This window comes from Haemophilus parainfluenzae (assembly GCF_036288925.1).
Taxonomy (GTDB): domain Bacteria; phylum Pseudomonadota; class Gammaproteobacteria; order Enterobacterales; family Pasteurellaceae; genus Haemophilus_D.
In genome coordinates, this window is sequence record NZ_CP127167.1 from 210,076 (window position 1) to 229,153 (window position 19,078).

Consider the following 19,078-nt stretch of genomic DNA (forward strand, 5'->3'; position numbering starts at 1 on the left):
GCGACAGTGCCGCCTAAAGTGCGGTCATTATAGCGTAAGTTTTGAACGATGGGCTACGCTTTACGAAACTGACTCGGTGAAAGCCCATAAATTGCCTTAAATGCTTTACTAAAATGTGCTTCTGATTGATACCCCACTTCAAGGGTGATTGCCAAAATAGTCTTTTGCGTATTTTTCAATAAAACAGCCGCCATTTCTAACCGCACTTGTGTGAGAAATTTTCCTGGTGGCATCCCGAGTTGCTGTTGAAATATCCGCATAAACGTTGCACGAGACATAGATGCCAACTCGGCTAATTGCTCAATATTCCAATCTAATTGAGGTGAAAACAGGATTTTTTCAAGGACTTGATTCAGTCTTTTATCCTGCAACGCGGCTAATAAACCCTGATTGAGTAAACCTATTTGCTGAGCATGACGCAAAATATAAATAAACAACACATTTGATAGCGCGTCTATCACGGATTTTGTGCCTTGCTCCGGTTTCTCAGCTTCTTGTAAAAAAAGTGAAACCAAAGGCTGCACAGGCGTATTTTGTAGCGAAAGATGTAAATGATCAGGTAACGAATCAATTAATAAAGACGGTTTTTGATAATAAAACGTCCCACAAAACATCTTCAGATCAGGCGTACCTGCTCCTATTTGATGGACATTAAAAAGTGCGTTTGATTGCTCTCTCTGTAGGCTATTCTCTCTTTTTTGTTGAGAACTGCCCAAAAAGTGTGGTCGATTTTGAGGGAGAAAAAAGAGATCGCCTTTTTTTAAATGAAATTGTTTTCCCGTCAAGGTTACCCAACACTCACCTTGCTCGATTAAATGAAATAAACCTTGATATTCCGCTGCATCAGGCTGATTTTCAACTTGCCAATCCCCTTGAAACAAGCAGCGAATATTGATTTCCCCGCGCACTTGTGCCAGTTGCGTTAATTTATCTAAATAATCCATCATGAGATTTTCCGTCTAAAAGTTAAGACAATTTGACAAGTATCATACGCTAATCTGCTTATAATTTCTCTCGAAATTTGTACTAAATTTAAGGAGAAAAACAATGTTTGCAGATTGGAAAAATGATGTAGCACACGTTAAAAAATCATTCGGTGCATTAGGTAAAAAATACCCAAAAATGTTACAAGCTTACGGCGCATTAGGTGCGGCTGCAGCAGAAGGTAACGTATTAGATGCCAAAACCCGTGAATTAATTGCATTAGCGGTTGCCGTAACAACTCGTTGTGAAAGCTGCATTGGCGTGCATGCTGATGAAGCTGTGAAAGCAGGTGCAACTGAAGAAGAAGTGGCAGCAGCATTAGCGATGTCTATCGCATTAAATGCAGGTGCAGCTTACACCTATTCTCTTCGTGCATTAGAAGCTTACAACGCACAAAAAGGCGAATAATTCGCAAGGAACTTTATGATTCTTTTAGCCCTCATTTGAGGGCTTTTTTTATCTCTAAAATTGACCGCACTTTAAAATAAATTCAATGCTCTCATCTGAGCCACTACTTGATCTACCTGAATTTCAGCCATTAAATTTTTGCCTTTTAATTTTGTCGCCCAAGGCAATTCACTTGAAGGTTTTCCTTGTTCTTTTTGCACATTTTCTTCATATACTGACACCACATTATCCAAATTATGATAAGGCGCGGTGCGCAATGGATTGTGATAGGCATACAATCCAATGACAGGTGTTCCTTGCGTGGTAGCGATATGAGCTGGACCAGAATCAGGCGAGATGACTAAATTTGCTTGATGAATTAATGCAGCAAGTTGTTTCAAACTGGTTTTTCCAGATGCATCAACCGGTTCAAAATCACAAAGTGCGATAATTTTTTTCACCATTTCTAATTCGCGTTTTGCTGGCGAGCTACAAAAAATCACATTCACATGATGTTGATGAGCAATATTTGCCACTTCCGCATAACGCTCTACCAACCAATCTTTCTCGGCTTTACTAGAACAAGGGGAAATAATCAGATTTTTACGTGTAGGATCAATGAACTGTTTGGCATATTCTCGATCTGAATCAGAAATTGCCAATTGCCAAGAAAGCATTTCTGCTGGTGGTACACCAAGATAATCTGCAAAAGCCATGAAGCCGTCTAGCACATGAGGCGTTTTCGGATCTTGAACTCGACGATTCACAAACAACCACTGTCCTTCTCGAGAACGTTTTTTGCCAAACCCAATTTTATATTTCGCTTGAATACCAAGAGAAATAATCGAAGCACGAAATGCTGTCTGCATATTCAAAAGCGCATCAAATTGATTGTTTTTCAAAAACATCCATAAATTCCACACGCCTTTCCAACCGCTCTTTTTATCGTAAGGGACAAGCTCCACGCCTTCAATACCAGAAAGCAAGCCCATTTCTGTTTTACCCACAATCCACGTTAATTTCGTTTGCGGCCAATGACGTTGAATATGCTGCACTACAGCAAGTGCATGACAAACATCGCCCACCGCAGACAAACGCAAAATACAAAGTGATTTAGGGGGAGAGGTAAAAAGTGGAGAATGGGACATTTGAGTTCCTCGCGCATTTAATTTCCGTCTATTTTAAAGTAGAATGAGGGCATTTTCTATTATTCGGTTCAACTAAAATGCTTGAATTCCAACAAGATAATCAATTCTTTCTTTTTAATCTCACGGAAAAACCAACTGAACCCGCTTCATTTTTTGAATCGGCTTTTTGGGAAAAACAACAATGTATTACCGGTTCTGCCAAAGGACGCGGCACAACCTACTTCCTCAATACAAAAGATCTGTTTGGTGTAAACACTGCCCTTCGTCATTATTATCGCGGTGGTTTATGGGGAAAATTCAACAAAGATCGCTATCGTTTTCAATCATTTAGTGAAACTCGCAGCGTGGCGGAATTTCAGCTGTTAAATCAACTCCATCAAGCAGGTGTAGCCGTACCCAAACCGATTGCTGCACGTGTTAAAAAAGGCAAACTAGGAATTTGCTACCAAGCGGATATCTTGAGTGAAAAGATCGAAAATGCCCAGGATCTGACCGCACTTTTACAAACACAGCAACTGCCGAATGACATCTGGCAAGCCATTGGTAAATTAATTCGTCAGCTGCATGATTTACAAATTTGCCATACGGATCTCAATGCCCATAATATTCTCGTTCAACAACTCGGAAATGAACAAAAATGTTGGCTCATTGATTTCGATAAGTGCAGTCAAAAATCAGGCGATTTTTGGAAACAAAGCAACCTAGAAAGATTACACCGCTCTTTTGTCAAAGAAGTCGGCAGAATGAATATTCAATTCAATGAAGAAAACTGGGCTGAGTTATTGAAAGGTTATAACACCCCAAACGCCTAAGAAAGGACAATAAAAAAGACCGCCTAATGCGATCTCAATAGATGGTCCCCCTTGCCGGACTTGAACCAGCGACCAAGCGATTATGAGTCGCCTGCTCTAACCGACTGAGCTAAAGGGGGAAAGTGCGGGTGATTATAGAGAAATAATCCGTTGAAGTCTATATACAAAAGGATGGTCGTTTGAAAATTGACCATCCTTTTTAGATCTATTATTGCAATACCGAAATATCCGCCACTTGTAAGAACAGACCTTGTAACGTGTTTAAAATCGCTAAGCGGTTTTGGCGTAATGCTGGATCTTCAGCATTTACCATTACGTTATCAAAGAAACTGTCTACCGGTGCACGTAAGTTCGCTAATTTATCTAATACAGCCGTGTAATCACTTTGCGCGATAAGCGGTTGTACTTCAGTGCGTAATACAAGTACCGCTTCAGCAAGGGCTTTTTCTGCTGGCTCTACGCAAGCGGTCAAATTGATCTCGCCAATTGCAGCATCCGCTTTCGCTAAGATATTGCTTACACGTTTGTTTGCTGCTGCTAACGCTTCCGCTGAATCTAAAGTACGGAAGTGTGAAACCGCACGCACGCGCGCATCAAAATCAGCAGGACGAGTTGGACGACGTGCCAATACTGCTTGAATCACATCCACCGCAATACCTTCATCTTGATACCATGCACGGAAACGACCGAGCATGAAGTCCACCACATCAGTAACCACGTTTTGATTCGTGAGTTTATCACCGAAAAGTGCGGTGGATTTTTTCACTAAATCTTCCAAATCCAGAGGCAAGTTTTTCTCAACGATAATACGCAATGCACCTAATGCTGCACGGCGTAATGCGAACGGGTCTGCACTGCCTTTCGGAGCTTGCCCGATGCCGAAGATCCCCGTTAAGGTGTCAAATTTATCTGCTAAAGCGACCGCACTTGCCACCAAAGATTTAGGTAATTCATCACCCGCAAAGCGTGGCATATATTGCTCATTTAATGCTACTGCCACTTCTTCATCTTCACCATCATGACGAGCGTAGTGCATACCCATTACACCTTGCGTATCGGTGAATTCAAATACCATGTTGGTCATCAAGTCACATTTTGACAGTAAACCCGCACGTTTTGCTTTCGCTTCATCTGCACCGATTTGTTTTGCAATTTCGCCTGCAAGTTGTTCAATACGGTCAGTTTTGTCTTTCAATGTACCGAGCTGTTGTTGGAACAACACAGTTTCTAAACGTGGTAAACGATCAACCAGTTTTTGTTTTAAGTCGGTTTTGAAGAAGAATTCCGCATCGGTTAAACGTGGGCGAACCACTTTTTCGTTCCCTTCGATAATCGCGGTTGGATCTTCTGGGTTGATGTTTGATACAAAAATAAAGTGCGGTAATAATTTGCCGTCTTTGTCATAAATCGGGAAATATTTTTGGTCGCCTTTCATGGTGTAAACCAAGGCTTCCGCAGGCACTTCTAAGAAACGCTCTTCAAATTTTGCCGCTAAAACATTTGGATATTCCACCAACGAAGTCACTTCTTCAAGTAAGCTTTCTTCAATGTCAGCCACGCCGCCAAGTGCGGTCGCTTTTGCTTGAGATTTTGCAAGAATTTCTGCTTTACGTTCATTGAAGTCTGCTACCACAGAACCTTTATCACGCAATAATTGTGGATATTGGTCTGCATGTTGAATTTCAAATTCTTTCTCGCCTAAGAAACGGTGACCGCGAATGGTGCGAGCACTTGCCACACCTAAAATTTCGCCTTCAATTAACTCATCACCTAACAACATAGTCACAGTATGAACCGGACGAATAAACTGCACGGTTTTGTCTGCCCAACGCATTGGTTTTGGAATTGGCAATTTCGCCAAGGCATTAGCCACAATATCGTTCAGCAAGTTTTTGGTCGGTTGACCTTCAATTTTTGCACGGTGAACTAACCATTCACCTTTATCGGTCGCAATACGTTCTGCTTGATCAACGGTAATTCCACAACCACGCGCCCAGCCTTCTGCCGCTTTAGTTGGTTTACCTTCTGCATCAAAGGCAGCTGACACTGCCGGACCACGTTTTTCGATCTCTTTGCTCGGTTGCTGTGTTGCTAAGTTTAATACTTTCACCGCCAAACGACGCGGCGCCGCAAACCATTCGATTTTGTCGAATGATAAGCCCGCTTGGTTTAATTCCGCCTCAACGTTATCCGCAAAAGAGGTCGCTAATGTTTTGAGAGCTTTTGGTGGCAGCTCTTCTGTGCCGATTTCTACTAGGAAGTTTTGGGTTGTCATTTTGTTTCTCTTATTTAAAAATTCTGTAGATTTAAATTCTTATTTTCTTTGTTATTACCTCTGCCAAATCTCCCCTAACCCCTCTTTGCTAAAGAGGGGATTGGATCTTTGGAGGGTTAAATATTTATGTTCTACTTTAACGTTTTTTGAAAGCAGATAATTTAATCTCTATTGAAATTAAAATGTAAATGAGTCAGTTACTATCAATTTACTCAATAAATCCCCCTCTTTAGCAAAGAGGGGTTAGGGGAGATTTGGCAGAGGTTAATCCAACCTCATACTCAATCAGCCCTCACATTCTCCAAAAACAAATAAATCTGCTCTACTACACCTTCAATTTCACGCATGACTTCATCATTACTAAATCGCATCACCGTAAAACCAAGTGAATTTAATTCTGCATCTCGCAATGCGTCTTTTTCCTGATAATCAGGTTCATAGTGCTGACTACCATCTAATTCGATAATCAGCTTTGCTTTCGCACAATAAAAATCAACGATATAACTTAAAAGTGGCTTTTGTCGATTAAATCGAAATCCTAATAATTGATCTCGATTGATGCGTTGCCATAATTTTCTTTCCGCATCCGTTTGATCCACTCGCAATTTCTGCGAATTCTCTTTTAAGTATTTTTCATAGGGTTGCATGAACGCTATTTCTTACCGTTCTTAATACTCTCACTCAACACCTGTTGAAAACGTTCGTAATCACAGAAGCCCTTTTCATCTTTTTCACAGCCTTTGAGAGTTAAGGCGGTTTGGTTTGGTGGTGTTGATAAACTTAATGGCGTGATATTAATCAGCTGTTCAGTGGTTTGATAAACATAATCCAACTTAAATTTGAGCTTACCACTGGGTTTGTGTTTCCACACTTCAAATAGCAACTTGCCACCGATTGGGATATTTTCCAACGAATCATCCAACTCATAAGGCTCAACACCCAGTGCGGCAAGCAGAGCGACGATATTAGAATCGTGTCCAACCAACAAGTTAATTTTGTTTTCACTATTTAGCTGTTGCTGAATAAATGCCAATAGCGGGTATGATGCATTTTGTGCTAACGCTTCGTTATTTTTAAATAACGTGCGGTAATATTCATTTTTAATTTCGTTAATTGCACGCCATTTTTCTTGGCTATCCACACGACCATTTGCAATTTCTGAATCAGGCTTACCCACATAATGCGCGAGCAATAATGCACTGACAATTTTCTTCCCGGTGCTGATAGAACCAGTAATTTTGACCGACTTGCCGTCTTCAATACTGTATTCACCGACTTTTCCACCTAAATCACATTCGCCTTTTTGCAAGCAGTTTGGTGAGTTTTTATAATCGATGATTTCACTCAATAGCGCATAATTTGGTGCTAATTTTTTCTGTAAAGCGGTTAAATCTACATTATTTTTTTCTGATTCGATCAAAGCTTTACTTGGATTGTGGACTTTTGTCGTAAAAATTGGATCTTTTTCTGAACCAATTTCACCGCGATGGTGTAATTGCACATTACATCCGGCAAAAGCCCCTGCCACAATCGCTTGCCCTGTTGCAACTGTGCGTTGTACTGCATTCGCATAAGTGAAAATACCTTCACCCGATGCACAACGTTCTGTTGTTAGTAACCCTTTATCTGCAAGCCATTGACCTAAATACTGTCCGAAATAGGTTTCTAGCACCGTCCCTTTTGCAGTGAGATAGCCAGATGGTACATTCCATTTTGCCCATTCATAAGGGGAATATTTCGCCATTTCTTGCGGATCTTTTTCCACTGGTGAACGCAATCCGTGTCGGCTGAAAATCAATACTTTCTCTAATTCATAATCAGAACTTGAGGAAGTTTGACCATTTTCTGTTGCAAACACACTACTTGCTAAAGCTGAGCCAAGCAAAAGTGCGGTGAATTTTAGGGTTATTTTTTTCATATTCGAGATTTAATCATTTAATGTTGAAATTGAGCTATAAAAATTCAAGGCATATTTGGTGCCGTAAACTAACACCATAAATACTGCAACAATATTGACTACCGCAAAAAAGATTAGTTGTTTACTGTTGCTCTCCACCCAGAGCATTTTAAATAATGCGAGCGTACCAATATTTTCATCAAGTTCGCTCTCTCCGCCTAGTGTTCTTAAGGTTTTCAGCATCTTGCGTACAAAAGCGACGGTATTTATTGCCATGACGCTGAGTGCAATAAATCCTGAAGCCAAACTTAAAAACAGCACGAGCACATTACTCCACGCCCAATGTGTCCAATTCAGCTCAGAATACATAAATAACGCGAGTGATAAAAACAACACAGCGGGTGTTAAATTTCGCAAAAACATTAAATAGTCATCACCAATTCTAAATAAAAATTGCAAAAAACTGACTTTCTTCATTACTTTAAAAAATCTCTTTTAATTTGGATTCATCTAAAATAACACGGTCATCATCTAACAATAATGCCGGAAAGCCCGCATAGCCTTGTGCTTTTGCATCATCAAATGCGGCATGACGATCACGCAAACGCAACCATTGTTTCAAGTTTGGAATGGAAGATAATACTTCCACTGCCTCATAATCCACGCCCAAGCGTTTTAACTCTGCCACAAATGGCGCAGTATCAGGGCAATCTGCTGCATAATAAAGGATAGGTTTCATTATTCACCTCCTTGTTCTGCTGCCGCAGTTGGATTTAATTTCGGGTCAGCAATTTTCGTTAAACGGTTACGATCGCGATGTTCAAATGGCGCATCATAATTCGGGATAATCATGGTTGTGGTTTGATCGTATGACCAAGAGCCATCATCATGGAATTTTACCGTCATTTCAAAACTTTCCGTGGTAAATGAACGCTCTAAGAACGGATTAGAAATAATACCGTTTGTTAGTGAACCACGTACTGCTTTTACCGTAAACTCTTTCGCATCAGCCGGTGCATTACCGACAGCAATAAACGTTTGGCCACGTGGAATGCTGCCTGTTAATAAAATATTGCCTGTTTCAGGTTCCCATAACCAATAACCCACTTGATCGTGGAACGTCTCCACTTCGCCTGGTTGTACAATATGGGTGTGATAGCGTAATCCATAATAGAGTTGCGGACCATTGGTTTGCGCATCCGTTGGATGGGCTTCGTAACGTTCGATATAAGGATCTTTTTCTGGCCCTTCTGCTTTTGGGTTGATATCCACACCGCGTTTACCTTCCCAAACACCCGCTAATTTTGCCAATGGGCCTAAATTCGCGAGTGTATTAGGATCAGTTTCTGCTTCAGTATAAATATCGTCTGGGTATTGAAAATCTTTCATCATGTTCTCCTTATATCGTTGTGTTAATGCTTAAAGTGCGGTCGTTTTTCGCCTTATTTTTTACAACCTGGGAAACCTAAGGCTTCACGGCTCGCATAGTACGCTTCCGCCACGCCTTTAGTTAATGCACGAATGCGTAAAATATAGCGTTGACGCTCTGTGACCGAAATCGCTTTACGTGCATCTAACAAGTTGAAGCTGTGTGCCGCTTTTAAAATGCGCTCGTAAGCCGGTAATGGTAACGGACGTTCTAATTCTAATAAGCTTTTTGCTTCTTTTTCGTATTGATCAAAGCAGTAGAATAAGAAATCAGTATCCGCATATTCAAAGTTGTACGTGGATTGCTCGACTTCGTTTTGATGGAACACATCACCGTAAGTGGTTTTGCCTAATGGGCCGTCAGACCAAACTAGGTCATACACAGAATCTACGCCTTGAATGTACATGGCTAAACGCTCTAAACCGTAGGTCACTTCACCTGTTACCGGTTTACATTCTAAACCACCCACTTGTTGGAAATAAGTAAATTGGGTCACTTCCATACCATTTAACCACACTTCCCAGCCTAAACCCCAAGCACCCAAAGTTGGGTTTTCCCAGTTATCTTCCACGAAACGAATATCGTTCTGTGTTGGATCGAAACCGAGCATTTCAAGTGAACCTAAATAGAGTTCTTGAATGTTATCTGGAGAAGGTTTAATTACCACTTGGAATTGGTAGTAATGTTGTAAGCGGTTTGGGTTTTCGCCATAACGACCATCGGTCGGACGACGTGAAGGTTGCACATAAGCAAATGCCATTGGCTCAGGGCCTAATGCGCGTAATGCAGTCATTGGGTGAGAAGTCCCTGCGCCCACTTCCATATCAAAAGGTTGAACAACGGTACAACCTTGATTTGCCCAATATTCTTGCAAGGCTAAAATCATGCCTTGGAATGTTTTTACGTTGAATTTTGTACTCATAATTTTTTTAATAACAATGTGATGAAAAATACAGGCATTATACTTGAAACTATAAGGCGGATAAAGGCGAAAAAGTGCGGTCAGAAAAATCCTTAAATTTTTTATTTCTCTTAAATTTCATTCATTTTGATGATGAGTTATTTTCATCATGAGAGATTTGCTTGCCAGGCCTCAAATGTGTAAACTGCTGGCGCTTTTATACAGACTTTTATCCTAGGGATTTTAAAATGAAAAAAAATGTGATTACTTCAGCGATTTTATTAGCGATTCCAGCATTAGCTGCGGCTGAAGACGTGGCAAAATTAGATGTGATTAACGTCTATTCTGCATCAGCCACGCCAACTAGCCTTCATCAAACCGCCTCATCTGTTACTGTTTTAACTGAAAAAGATTTTGCACAACGTGGTGCGACTTATGTCAGTGACGTATTGAAAACGGTACCGAGTTTAGCCGTGAGTACTTCAGGCGGTCGTGGCACATTAACTAATGTATTCTTACGTGGTGCGGATGCAAACCACACTGCAGTGATTATTGATGGCGTGAAAGTGAACCCAGTTTCTGGTTATGGCTTTGATTTCGGTGGCTTAGCATTAAGCAATATTGACCGCATCGAAGTATTGCGCGGCGAGCAATCAGCTCTTTGGGGAAGTGATGCGATGGGTGGTGTGATTTATATCACCACGAAGAAAGGCTTAGAAAAAGGCAAAACCTTCAACGTTGATTACGATTTCGGCACTGGCTCTAATCGTACAGTAGATGGTTCATTAACCCTTTCAGGCTCAAATAACGGCTTCTATTATGCTTTACACGGTGACAGCCACCATACCAAAGGCATTTCAGCACTCAGCAAAAACCGATTTAACTATACCGCGCAAGATGGCACAGCGGTAAGTACCGGTGGCTCAAACGAACGCGATAAATTCCATCGTGATAATGCCTCTCTTCGTTTTGGCTATGACGATAATCAAAAAGGTTTTGATTTCTTAACCTCTCACAGCAGCCAAACGGCTAACTTTGATAACAGCGCAACAGATGAAAAAGGCCACTACACTCGCACACGTGATACCTTATTCAAATTAAGTGGCTTCTTAGGTAATGACGATCAATTGCTTAAACATAAGGTTGGTGTAAGCCATCTCAAAACTGACAGCGATACCGTTGGCTATACATCAGCTTATGATGCGAAAAAACTCAATGCAAACTATCAATTAGATGTCAATTTCGATCGTGAAGGCACTCTCACACAAGGTTTAAGCTTCTTAACTGACTATCAAAAAACAGATTTCAACTCGTCTTATTTCAACAATGCTGGCAATAAAAAGCTTATTGAGAAAAGCTTAGCGGCAGAATATCGCTTATTACACGATGCAGATCATAGCTTAAATATCAGTGGCCGTTACACTGACAGCTCTGAATATGAAAACTCATGGACTGGCCGCATCGCGGGCGCTTATCGTTTACATAATAACGTGAAAGCACACGCAAGTTTTGGTTCAGCGATTCAAAACCCAACGATCACTGAATATTACGGCTACAACGCGCGCTATATCGGCAACCCGAATTTACAACCTGAGAAAAGTTTAGGTGGCGATGTTGGTTTATTATTTGAAACCAATGATGGTCGTCATAGCTTTGATGTGACTTATTTCGCTCGTAATGTGAAAAATGCCATTAGCAGCGAAGTAATCAACTTCACCACTTATGCAAGCCGTGCCGTAAACCTTGAAGGTAAGAGCAAAGTGAAAGGTGTTGAAGTGGCTTATAACGGTAAAATCACCGATGCATTAACAGCTTATGCGAACTATACCTACACACAAACCCGAGATAGCAAAGGTGCTGAATTAGCACGTCGTCCAAAACATTTAGCGAATGCGGGCTTAGCATACCAAATCACTGAAAAGTTAGGTGCTGATGTGAATGTGTCTTATACCGGCAAACGCATGGATACCTACTATTCACCAACCTACAGCACGCATAAAGTAAAATTGCCATCTTACACCTTGGCAAACTTAGGCGTAAATTATAAAGTGACGGATAGCTTGACGATTTATGCAAACCTTAACAACGTATTCAATAAAAAATACGAAAACGTACTGGGCTACGGCCAAGAAGGACGTAATGTTTACGTTGGGTTAAAAGGATCGTTCTAATTCTTCCTTACCTATAAGGGCGTGCTTAGCACGCCTTTTTACATTCTTGATGGCGTAGCGTATCATTATCTATATGCAAAAAACTCGCTTAATTTTAATCGCACTTTTTCTTCCGTTTACCGCTCAGGCTTCGGAACAATTTGTCTCACTTACGCTTTGCAGTGACAGACTGCTTATCGAACTGGCTGAGCCTTCGCAAATTGCTGCACAGTCACCTTATTCGAAAAATCCGTTGATGATGTTAGACAAAATCAATACCAACAAACCTGTGCTGGAACCGCAATTAACGGAATTATTGCCCTATTTAGATAAAACTATTCTGATTAATGAAACTTTTTATCCCCAATTAGTCGCAGAGCTGAAAAAACTCAACGCGAAGATTATCCCGATTAACGACAGTCCGCAGACACCAGATGAATTATTTGCGCTGATTCTAGACTTAGGCAAACAACTTGGGAATGAGCAAAAGGCGGCAGATTTAGTAACAAAACTCAAATCACAAAACTTTCACTTAAATCGACCGCTTACTGACACACTGATTTTGTCAGAGACAGGTGTGGTAGAGAGTTATTATCCGCAATATCCTGTGCTGTTAAACCTACTCGGATTAACACCGTTAAAAACGCCACTAACCGCACAAAACTTCTCGCTAGAAAAAGTGATTTTAAGCCAACCGAATGTGCTCATTTCTCTGTCTGATAAACAAGGTTACAATGCGCAAGCTGAATTACTGCACCACCCTATGTTGCAAGATTTTTTCAAAAACCAACCGCTTATCAGCATCCCGATGAAATATACCTATTGTTTCGATTACGGTGTGTGGCAAGGGGCGGAGAAGATTTATCAACAGTTAAAATAATGTAGCTGACAAATCTCCCCTAACCCCTCTTTGCTAAAGAGGGGAATTTCATGATTAAATTAACCCTAGATGACATATTTATATGTCTTTATGTATAAATGATTAGAATAAAGCATCAGAATTATAAATCTTGACACTATAATCCCACTCTCTCTACTAAAGAGAGAAATTGCATGATTAGATTAGCCCAAGATAATGTATTTACAGCTTTTATGTATAAATGATTAGAATAAAACATCAGAATTATAAATCCCGACACTATAATTCCCCTCTTTAGCAAAGAGGGGTTAGTGGAGATTTGACAGAATCAAATTAACAAATGATATTTGGATTACATAGGAAATTGATCATTGACCAAAACACTCAAATTAAATACCGCACTTTTCTTCGCGTTACTGTTGATTAGCGGATTTGCAGTTTATCATCAGCTCGGTGATTTCGCGCATCTCAAAAATGCGGATGGCGTACTCACCGATATGCGTTCAATGGTGCTGTGGGATATTCGTTTTCCGCGCATTGGTTTAGCTTTATTGACAGGCGCTAGCCTAGCAATAGCGGGCAATGCGATGCAAGGTATTTTCCAAAACCCATTAGCGAGTCCAGGCTTACTCGGCAGTAGCGCTGGGGCAACAGCCGCTAGTGTATTTATCCTCTATTATTTTGCCGTGCCATTTTCACTGCTCTTAGCTGGAGGAGTAATTGGGGCGCTTTTAAGCTTTTTCATCGTGTATTTAATCGCCAAAAACTACGGCACTACGATGATGATTCTAAGCGGGCTAGCGGTCAATATGTTACTTGGTTCAGCAATTGCATTACTGCTATCCAACGCAGAAAGCCCATGGGCATTAGCTGAACTTTATCGTTGGCTACAAGGCTCGTTGATGTGGGCGAAATTAGATACCCTGCTTATTTCACTCCCGATTGTTCTGGCAGGGGTTTTCTGCTTATACCACACTCGTCGATACTTAGATTTACTCACCTTTGGTGAAGAAACTGCGAGCACCATGGGCGTAGATCCGAAACGTAGCTTTTTCATCAGCACCTTTGGTGTGGCCTTATTAGTCGGTGCAACCATTCCACAAACCGGTACCATCGGTTTTATCGGCTTAATCGCGCCACACTTCGCCCGTATTTTACTGAAAGCACGTCCATCGCAACTTTACCTTACGAGTGCGTTAATCGGGGCATTATTGCTGTTACTGGCCGATTTAGCCATTTTATATATCCCGCTGTTCTCACATATTTACATCGGCACATTGACTGCACTTATCGGTGCACCTTGCTTGATTTGGATGTTATTAACGCAACAGAGAAAAATCTATGATTAGAATTGAAAAACTCACCCAATCTTATTGCTTAAATGATATCTACTGTACGCTTCCATCAGGTAAATTGATTGGCATTATGGGTGCCAATGGGGCGGGAAAATCCACCTTATTGAAAACCATTGCGGGTATCCTGCCCCTCAAACAAGGGGAGGTTTGGTTTGATGATCAGCCATTAAGTAAGATGAACGCAACCGAAAAAAGCCAACACATTGCTTACCTTGCACAAAATACGCAAATTCATTGGGATTTATCCGTTTATGATGTGATTGCATTAGGTTTAGCTGCGACCTTACCAAAAGAAAAAGAGCGGTCAAAAATTCAAGCGTTTTCAGAAAAGTTTGCGGTAGCTCATTTGCTCGACAAACCTTTCCAACAACTTTCTGGAGGCGAAAAAGCGCGTGTACAACTCGCTCGTTGCTGTATTAAGGAATCACCTGTTTTATTAGTCGATGAGCCGATTGCACCGCTCGACCCTTATTATCAAATTGATATGATGGAACAGCTTCAATCACTCACACCGGAACATACGTGTGTCGTCGCAATTCATCACCTTTCGTTGGCTTATCAATTTTGTGATGAAATTGTTCTATTAGATAAAGGAAAATTGTTAGCTGTAGGTGAGACGCAAGCCGTGTTAAATGCGGAGAATTTAGCGAAAGCCTTTCATATTCGAGCTGAAATTGATCCAATGAAAAAGACTATCTCAAAAATTGAAAAGCAATAAAAATAAAAGCACTTAGCGATTCACTAAGTGCTTTTTTATAGAAATGAATTATGGTTGGATTTCTGAATCTACGAAGAAATAAGCAATTTCTCGTTTTGCGCTTTCAACACTATCAGAACCATGGACAGAGTTTTCACGCTGACTTAACGCGAAGTCTTTGCGGATAGTGCCTTCTGCCGCCTCAGCTGGATTCGTTGCACCAATCAAAGTGCGGTAATCTTTCACGGCATTTCCTTTTTCCAACACAGAAACCACCATCGGTCCAGAGATCATATACTCCACCAACGGCTCAAAAAACGGTTTACCTTGATGTTCTGCATAGAAACCTTCCGCTTGATCCTTGGTTAATTGCACCATTTTAAGGGCAACAACACGGAATCCTTGTGATTCAAAACGCCCTAAAATAGCACCAATTAAATTACGCTTTACTGCATCTGGTTTGATAATTGAAAAAGTACGTTCTGTCATAAAATCCTACTTAACTTGCTTTCGTTACTAATAAATTTGCTAAAGTTTTCACACCGATTCCGGTTGCACCAACCGCCCATAAATCACTACCTGATTTACGATAAGTGGCCGAACAATCAATATGCAACCAACGTTGTTGATAGTTCTTCACAAAATACGATAAAAATGCCGTTGCAGTACTTGCACCAGCGACAACTGGCGCTGTGCCTGTATTTGCAATATCTGCAAAAGAAGACGTGATTTGGCTACGATGGAACGCTTCAAAAGGCAAACGCCAGAACGGTTCATTTTCTTCTTTCGCCGCTTGGAATAAGCTATTTACCAACGCATCATCCATAGAAAGCACACTGTGGTAATCATTACCGACCGCCACTTTCGCCGCACCGGTTAAGGTTGCACAATCGACAATAAATTGTGGGTTTTGACTATCGGCTTCAATTAAGCCATCCGCCAATACCAAACGGCCTTCCGCATCAGTATTTAAAATTTCCGCGGTTACACCATTTTTATATGTGATGATATCGCCCAATTTAAATGCATTATCACTCACCAAGTTTTCCGCACAGCATAGATAGAGTTTTACACGTTGATTCAAACCGTGCGCAATCGCAAATCCTAATGCTCCCGTTAATAACGCAGCGCCGCCCATATCGGTACGCATGGTACTCATGCCATCACTTGGTTTGATGCTGTAACCGCCACTATCAAAAGTAATACCTTTACCGACCAAACATGCTAATACTGGCGCATTTGGATCATTAGTCGGGTTAAAATCTAATTGCAGCATGGCTGGCGGATTAATAGACCCGCGACCCACAGTAAAGATCCCGTGGTAACCTTGCTCTTTTAACGCTTCACCAGAAATGATTTTAAAACTGACCGCACTTTTATCGGCATAACTTTCGGCTTGTTTAGAAATAAATTCAGCCGCACGTTCTGCTAATTTAACCGGGGTAAGGGTTTGTGCCGGTTCATTAATAATGCCACGCACAAAATCACCACATTCAATACGAGCCAATAATTCATCTTGTGGCTCATCCTCTAAATGAGGAAACTCAATCGAATAATCTTGCTTCGCCGTGTAAAAACCTTGATAAAATGCCCAGCAATTTTCTAATTCCCATGCATCCCCTACAAGCTCAACATCTTTAATACCTTGCCCACGTAATTTACGTGCCGCTTTTTGCACTAAAACAAGGTTCGATTTTTCATCATCTTTAAGATGAATAACGGCTTGATCTTGATTAAAACTTAAAATAGCATCTTTGCCCCAACTCTCCGAAGCGGGAGCCGTTGATAATGTAATTTGCATGTGGTTGTTCTCCTTTATTTATTGTATAAGTTACTTTGCTAATAAGCTCCGGTCTTCTTCCATACAACTTTAAATGTTTTAAATAGAATCACGATATCATTCCATAATGACCAGTTCTTTGCGTACCAAGTATCAAAATAGACACGAATATCATAACTTACATTATTTCGTCCGCTCACCTGCCATAAACCTGTCATTCCAGGTTTTGCCATAAGATAATAATCAACGTCCTCCTGATAATAAGGTAACTCCTCTTTTACTATTGGGCGAGGTCCCACTAAACTCATTTCACCTTTGAGAACATTCCAAAGCTGTGGCAATTCATCTAGACTTCTCGCTCTTAGCCATCTTCCAATAGGTGTAATACGAGGATCATCTTTAAGTTTAAAGTCTTTCTCCCATTCTAAACGAGCATTTTCATCCGTTGCTAAAATTCTTTCTAAAACCTCATCAGAATTATTTACCATTGTTCTAAACTTCAAACATTTGAATTCTTTTTTATTCTGACCAATTCTTGAATGCTCATAAATTAGTTTTCCACCATCTTTCTTAATAAGAAAATACAATGGGATACATAATGGAAATAAAAAAATCAAAAGAAAAGAGGCCCCCAATATATCAAAGACTCTTTTAATAAATCGAGAAGACCGTTTTGCTAAGTTATTATTTACTCGAAACAGTACCATTTCATGGCTAAACAGAAAAGACATATCCGTACCATAAAGCGGAATACCTCGAAAATCAGGAATAACTGAGATAGAACGACAGCCTTTTCGAATTAAATAACGCAACCAGAAATCCTGCTTTACTTTATTTTCCTCATCTATAGCAAGAATAAACTGTGTAAATTCTGGAGATACCAGTTTGATCAGCAACTCAGGATTATGGCGCATAACTGGCACCCCTTCAATGAACTCTGATTTATATTCTTCAGTATTTATAAACAATTTAATATTAAACCCTAAATATGGCTCATTATTTAATGCATCAAATACTTCTTTCGCATTCTTACCATTGCCAATAATAATGGTTTCTTTCAAATACCATCCTAATTTGATAAGTAAATTTTTGATTAAAACTCGCCCCAAGGGCACTAAAGTAAAAACAAAAAGCCAAGTTATAGACCAAAAATAACGAGAAACATAAAGACGGGAAAAAGCAACTATGGCTAGCTCAATAACAAAAATAATTAATAATGTTCTAAATATCTCTTTTAACTCAAACCAAAATGGCTTGCGGTAGGTGTAATGACGCAAACGAATCCAAAACCAAATAACACAGCATCCTCCCATAAGGCTATGAATAAAAATAAAAGATGAAAGCTGCTCTATGGGAAAATATTGACCATCCGCCCTACTAAATTTAAGTAAAACAAAGGAGGCTAAAAAAATAGAAATCCAAAAAGAAACAAAATCTACAGAAATTTGAAAAAACTTAATAAAATTGGCTCTATTCATGTTACTTTATCCCAATATCCTTTATGCATACTAAAAGCCCTACACCACTTATAAGGTAATCTATAGTAATAATAACCTAATTTAAAACCGAGCCACTTAACACATGTAGATAATATAGCTTTAGGAATTAAATACGGTGACTTTATGGATAAAAACTTTAATTCTGATAGTACAAACCTTTTTCCCTCAGAAGCAGCACTACCAAATTTTTGTTGAATCCATTTCTGTTCTTGCTGAAATACACCTGTATCAAAATAACGTTGGAATTCTTGTTTTAGTGCATAGTTATGACTGTGAAACACTGTTGCCTCAGCGCAGTAAGCAACTTTATATCCCGATAAAATCATTTTTGCCGTTAAATACATATCTTCCGCTAAAATAGTGTTATCTGGAAACCCTCCTAATTTATCAAATACAGATAAGCGGTATGCAGCAAAAGAATTAGACATAAATGCTGTCTTGATACCTAACACTGAAATATCAGCTAGAGTTCTCTCGCTAGACTCAGGCGGATAATTAAAATAACGAGCATGAGCTGCTAATGGTGTTGCTTCATGATGTGGCAACTGTCGTCCACAAACAGCAGCCACTTCAGGATCTACAAAAGGAGCGAGTAAATTTGCTAACGAATCTGGTGAAGCTAAAATTGCATCTTGAGTCATAAATACCACTACATCAGCAAAACTTTTGGCAAATTCAACCGCTTGATTACGAGTTCTACCATGGTTAAAGACGGATTGCGGAATAGAATAGACTGAAAATCCTGCTTCTTCAGCTAATTTTACCGTACTATCAGAAGAAGAAGAATCAATCACAATTACTTTATCAGCTTTCAAGAGTTGAGATTGATAGGCTGTGATCCAATCTTGCCATTTATTACCCGCGTTATAAGTTGGTACACATAATACAAATTGAAGAGCGGTCAT

Annotated in this window: 19 protein-coding genes and 1 tRNA gene; 6 read left to right on the forward strand and 14 right to left on the reverse strand. The window is 40.1% G+C overall.

Annotation, left to right across the window (positions count from 1 at the left end; translation table 11 throughout):
* Positions 1–53: 53 nt before the first annotated feature.
* Positions 54–944 (reverse strand): cupin domain-containing protein, encoded by an 891-nt coding sequence (locus tag QQS40_RS01035; RefSeq protein ID WP_049383917.1) that lies wholly within the window; start codon positions 942–944, stop codon positions 54–56.
* 103 nt (positions 945–1,047) lie between these two features.
* On the opposite strand from QQS40_RS01035, the gene QQS40_RS01040 reads away from it, so the two are divergent.
* The gene (locus QQS40_RS01040) at positions 1,048–1,392 is read left to right on the forward strand and encodes a carboxymuconolactone decarboxylase family protein (protein WP_005698020.1); all 345 of its coding nucleotides are present in this window, start codon (positions 1,048–1,050) and stop codon (positions 1,390–1,392) included.
* 71 nt (positions 1,393–1,463) lie between these two features.
* On the opposite strand, the gene QQS40_RS01045 is transcribed toward QQS40_RS01040, so the two are convergent.
* Positions 1,464–2,519: a glycosyltransferase family 9 protein gene (locus QQS40_RS01045; protein WP_049383914.1), complete on the reverse strand. Its 1,056-nt coding sequence runs from the start codon at positions 2,517–2,519 to the stop codon at positions 1,464–1,466.
* A 77-nt stretch (positions 2,520–2,596) separates the two neighbouring features.
* Here QQS40_RS01045 and QQS40_RS01050 point away from each other — a divergent pair, with 77 nt between their 5' ends.
* Complete coding sequence (locus QQS40_RS01050) at positions 2,597–3,331, forward strand: 3-deoxy-D-manno-octulosonic acid kinase (protein ID WP_049383915.1); 735 nt, start codon at positions 2,597–2,599, stop codon at positions 3,329–3,331.
* 42 nt (positions 3,332–3,373) lie between these two features.
* Here the strand turns inward: QQS40_RS01050 and QQS40_RS01055 are convergent.
* From QQS40_RS01055 to glyQ, 8 genes are all read right to left on the reverse strand, one after another.
* Positions 3,374–3,450, reverse strand: a tRNA-Ile gene (locus tag QQS40_RS01055).
* A gap of 89 nt (positions 3,451–3,539) precedes the next feature.
* Entirely contained in the window at positions 3,540–5,606 is a 2,067-nt protein-coding gene (glyS, locus tag QQS40_RS01060; protein ID WP_049369792.1) for a glycine--tRNA ligase subunit beta, read from the reverse strand.
* A 281-nt stretch (positions 5,607–5,887) separates the two neighbouring features.
* Entirely contained in the window at positions 5,888–6,253 is a 366-nt protein-coding gene (locus QQS40_RS01065) for an endonuclease domain-containing protein (protein WP_049369793.1), read from the reverse strand.
* Between the two features lie 5 nt (positions 6,254–6,258).
* Positions 6,259–7,524 (reverse strand): histidine-type phosphatase, encoded by a 1,266-nt coding sequence (locus tag QQS40_RS01070; protein ID WP_329505600.1) that lies wholly within the window; start codon positions 7,522–7,524, stop codon positions 6,259–6,261.
* A gap of 9 nt (positions 7,525–7,533) precedes the next feature.
* On the reverse strand, positions 7,534–7,980 hold the full coding sequence (locus QQS40_RS01075; protein WP_049384805.1) for a hypothetical protein: 447 nt from the start codon (positions 7,978–7,980) through the stop codon (positions 7,534–7,536).
* A 4-nt stretch (positions 7,981–7,984) separates the two neighbouring features.
* On the reverse strand, positions 7,985–8,242 hold the full coding sequence (locus QQS40_RS01080; protein ID WP_049380690.1) for a hypothetical protein: 258 nt from the start codon (positions 8,240–8,242) through the stop codon (positions 7,985–7,987).
* Positions 8,242–8,892, reverse strand: a complete 651-nt coding sequence (locus QQS40_RS01085) for an FABP family protein (RefSeq protein ID WP_070582625.1) — start codon at positions 8,890–8,892, stop codon at positions 8,242–8,244. The genes QQS40_RS01080 and QQS40_RS01085 overlap by 1 nt, the downstream gene beginning before the upstream one ends.
* A gap of 53 nt (positions 8,893–8,945) precedes the next feature.
* A complete protein-coding gene (glyQ, locus tag QQS40_RS01090) occupies positions 8,946–9,854 on the reverse strand; it encodes a glycine--tRNA ligase subunit alpha (protein ID WP_005695296.1) in 909 nt (302 codons plus the stop codon).
* Between the two features lie 227 nt (positions 9,855–10,081).
* On the opposite strand from glyQ, the gene QQS40_RS01095 reads away from it, so the two are divergent.
* From QQS40_RS01095 to QQS40_RS01110, 4 genes are all read left to right on the forward strand, one after another.
* Complete coding sequence (locus QQS40_RS01095; protein WP_329505605.1) at positions 10,082–12,004, forward strand: TonB-dependent receptor plug domain-containing protein; 1,923 nt, start codon at positions 10,082–10,084, stop codon at positions 12,002–12,004.
* A gap of 73 nt (positions 12,005–12,077) precedes the next feature.
* Positions 12,078–12,863: a substrate-binding domain-containing protein gene (locus tag QQS40_RS01100; RefSeq protein ID WP_329505607.1), complete on the forward strand. Its 786-nt coding sequence runs from the start codon at positions 12,078–12,080 to the stop codon at positions 12,861–12,863.
* Between the two features lie 350 nt (positions 12,864–13,213).
* Complete coding sequence (locus QQS40_RS01105) at positions 13,214–14,191, forward strand: FecCD family ABC transporter permease (RefSeq protein WP_329505609.1); 978 nt, start codon at positions 13,214–13,216, stop codon at positions 14,189–14,191.
* Entirely contained in the window at positions 14,184–14,915 is a 732-nt protein-coding gene (locus tag QQS40_RS01110) for an ABC transporter ATP-binding protein (protein WP_302481883.1), read from the forward strand. The genes QQS40_RS01105 and QQS40_RS01110 overlap by 8 nt, the downstream gene beginning before the upstream one ends.
* Positions 14,916–14,963: 48 nt before the next feature.
* Here the strand turns inward: QQS40_RS01110 and ndk are convergent, their stop codons facing one another.
* The 4 genes from ndk to QQS40_RS01130 are packed head-to-tail and all read right to left on the reverse strand — an operon-like array spanning position 14,964 to position 19,078.
* Positions 14,964–15,383: a nucleoside-diphosphate kinase gene (gene ndk, locus QQS40_RS01115; protein WP_329505614.1), complete on the reverse strand. Its 420-nt coding sequence runs from the start codon at positions 15,381–15,383 to the stop codon at positions 14,964–14,966.
* A gap of 10 nt (positions 15,384–15,393) precedes the next feature.
* A complete protein-coding gene (gene pepB / locus QQS40_RS01120) occupies positions 15,394–16,695 on the reverse strand; it encodes an aminopeptidase PepB (protein ID WP_329505616.1) in 1,302 nt (433 codons plus the stop codon).
* A gap of 38 nt (positions 16,696–16,733) precedes the next feature.
* Complete coding sequence (wbaP, locus tag QQS40_RS01125) at positions 16,734–18,152, reverse strand: undecaprenyl-phosphate galactose phosphotransferase WbaP (protein ID WP_070776175.1); 1,419 nt, start codon at positions 18,150–18,152, stop codon at positions 16,734–16,736.
* Complete coding sequence (locus tag QQS40_RS01130) at positions 18,149–19,078, reverse strand: glycosyltransferase family 2 protein (RefSeq protein ID WP_329505619.1); 930 nt, start codon at positions 19,076–19,078, stop codon at positions 18,149–18,151. Before QQS40_RS01130 ends, wbaP begins: the two co-directional genes overlap by 4 nt.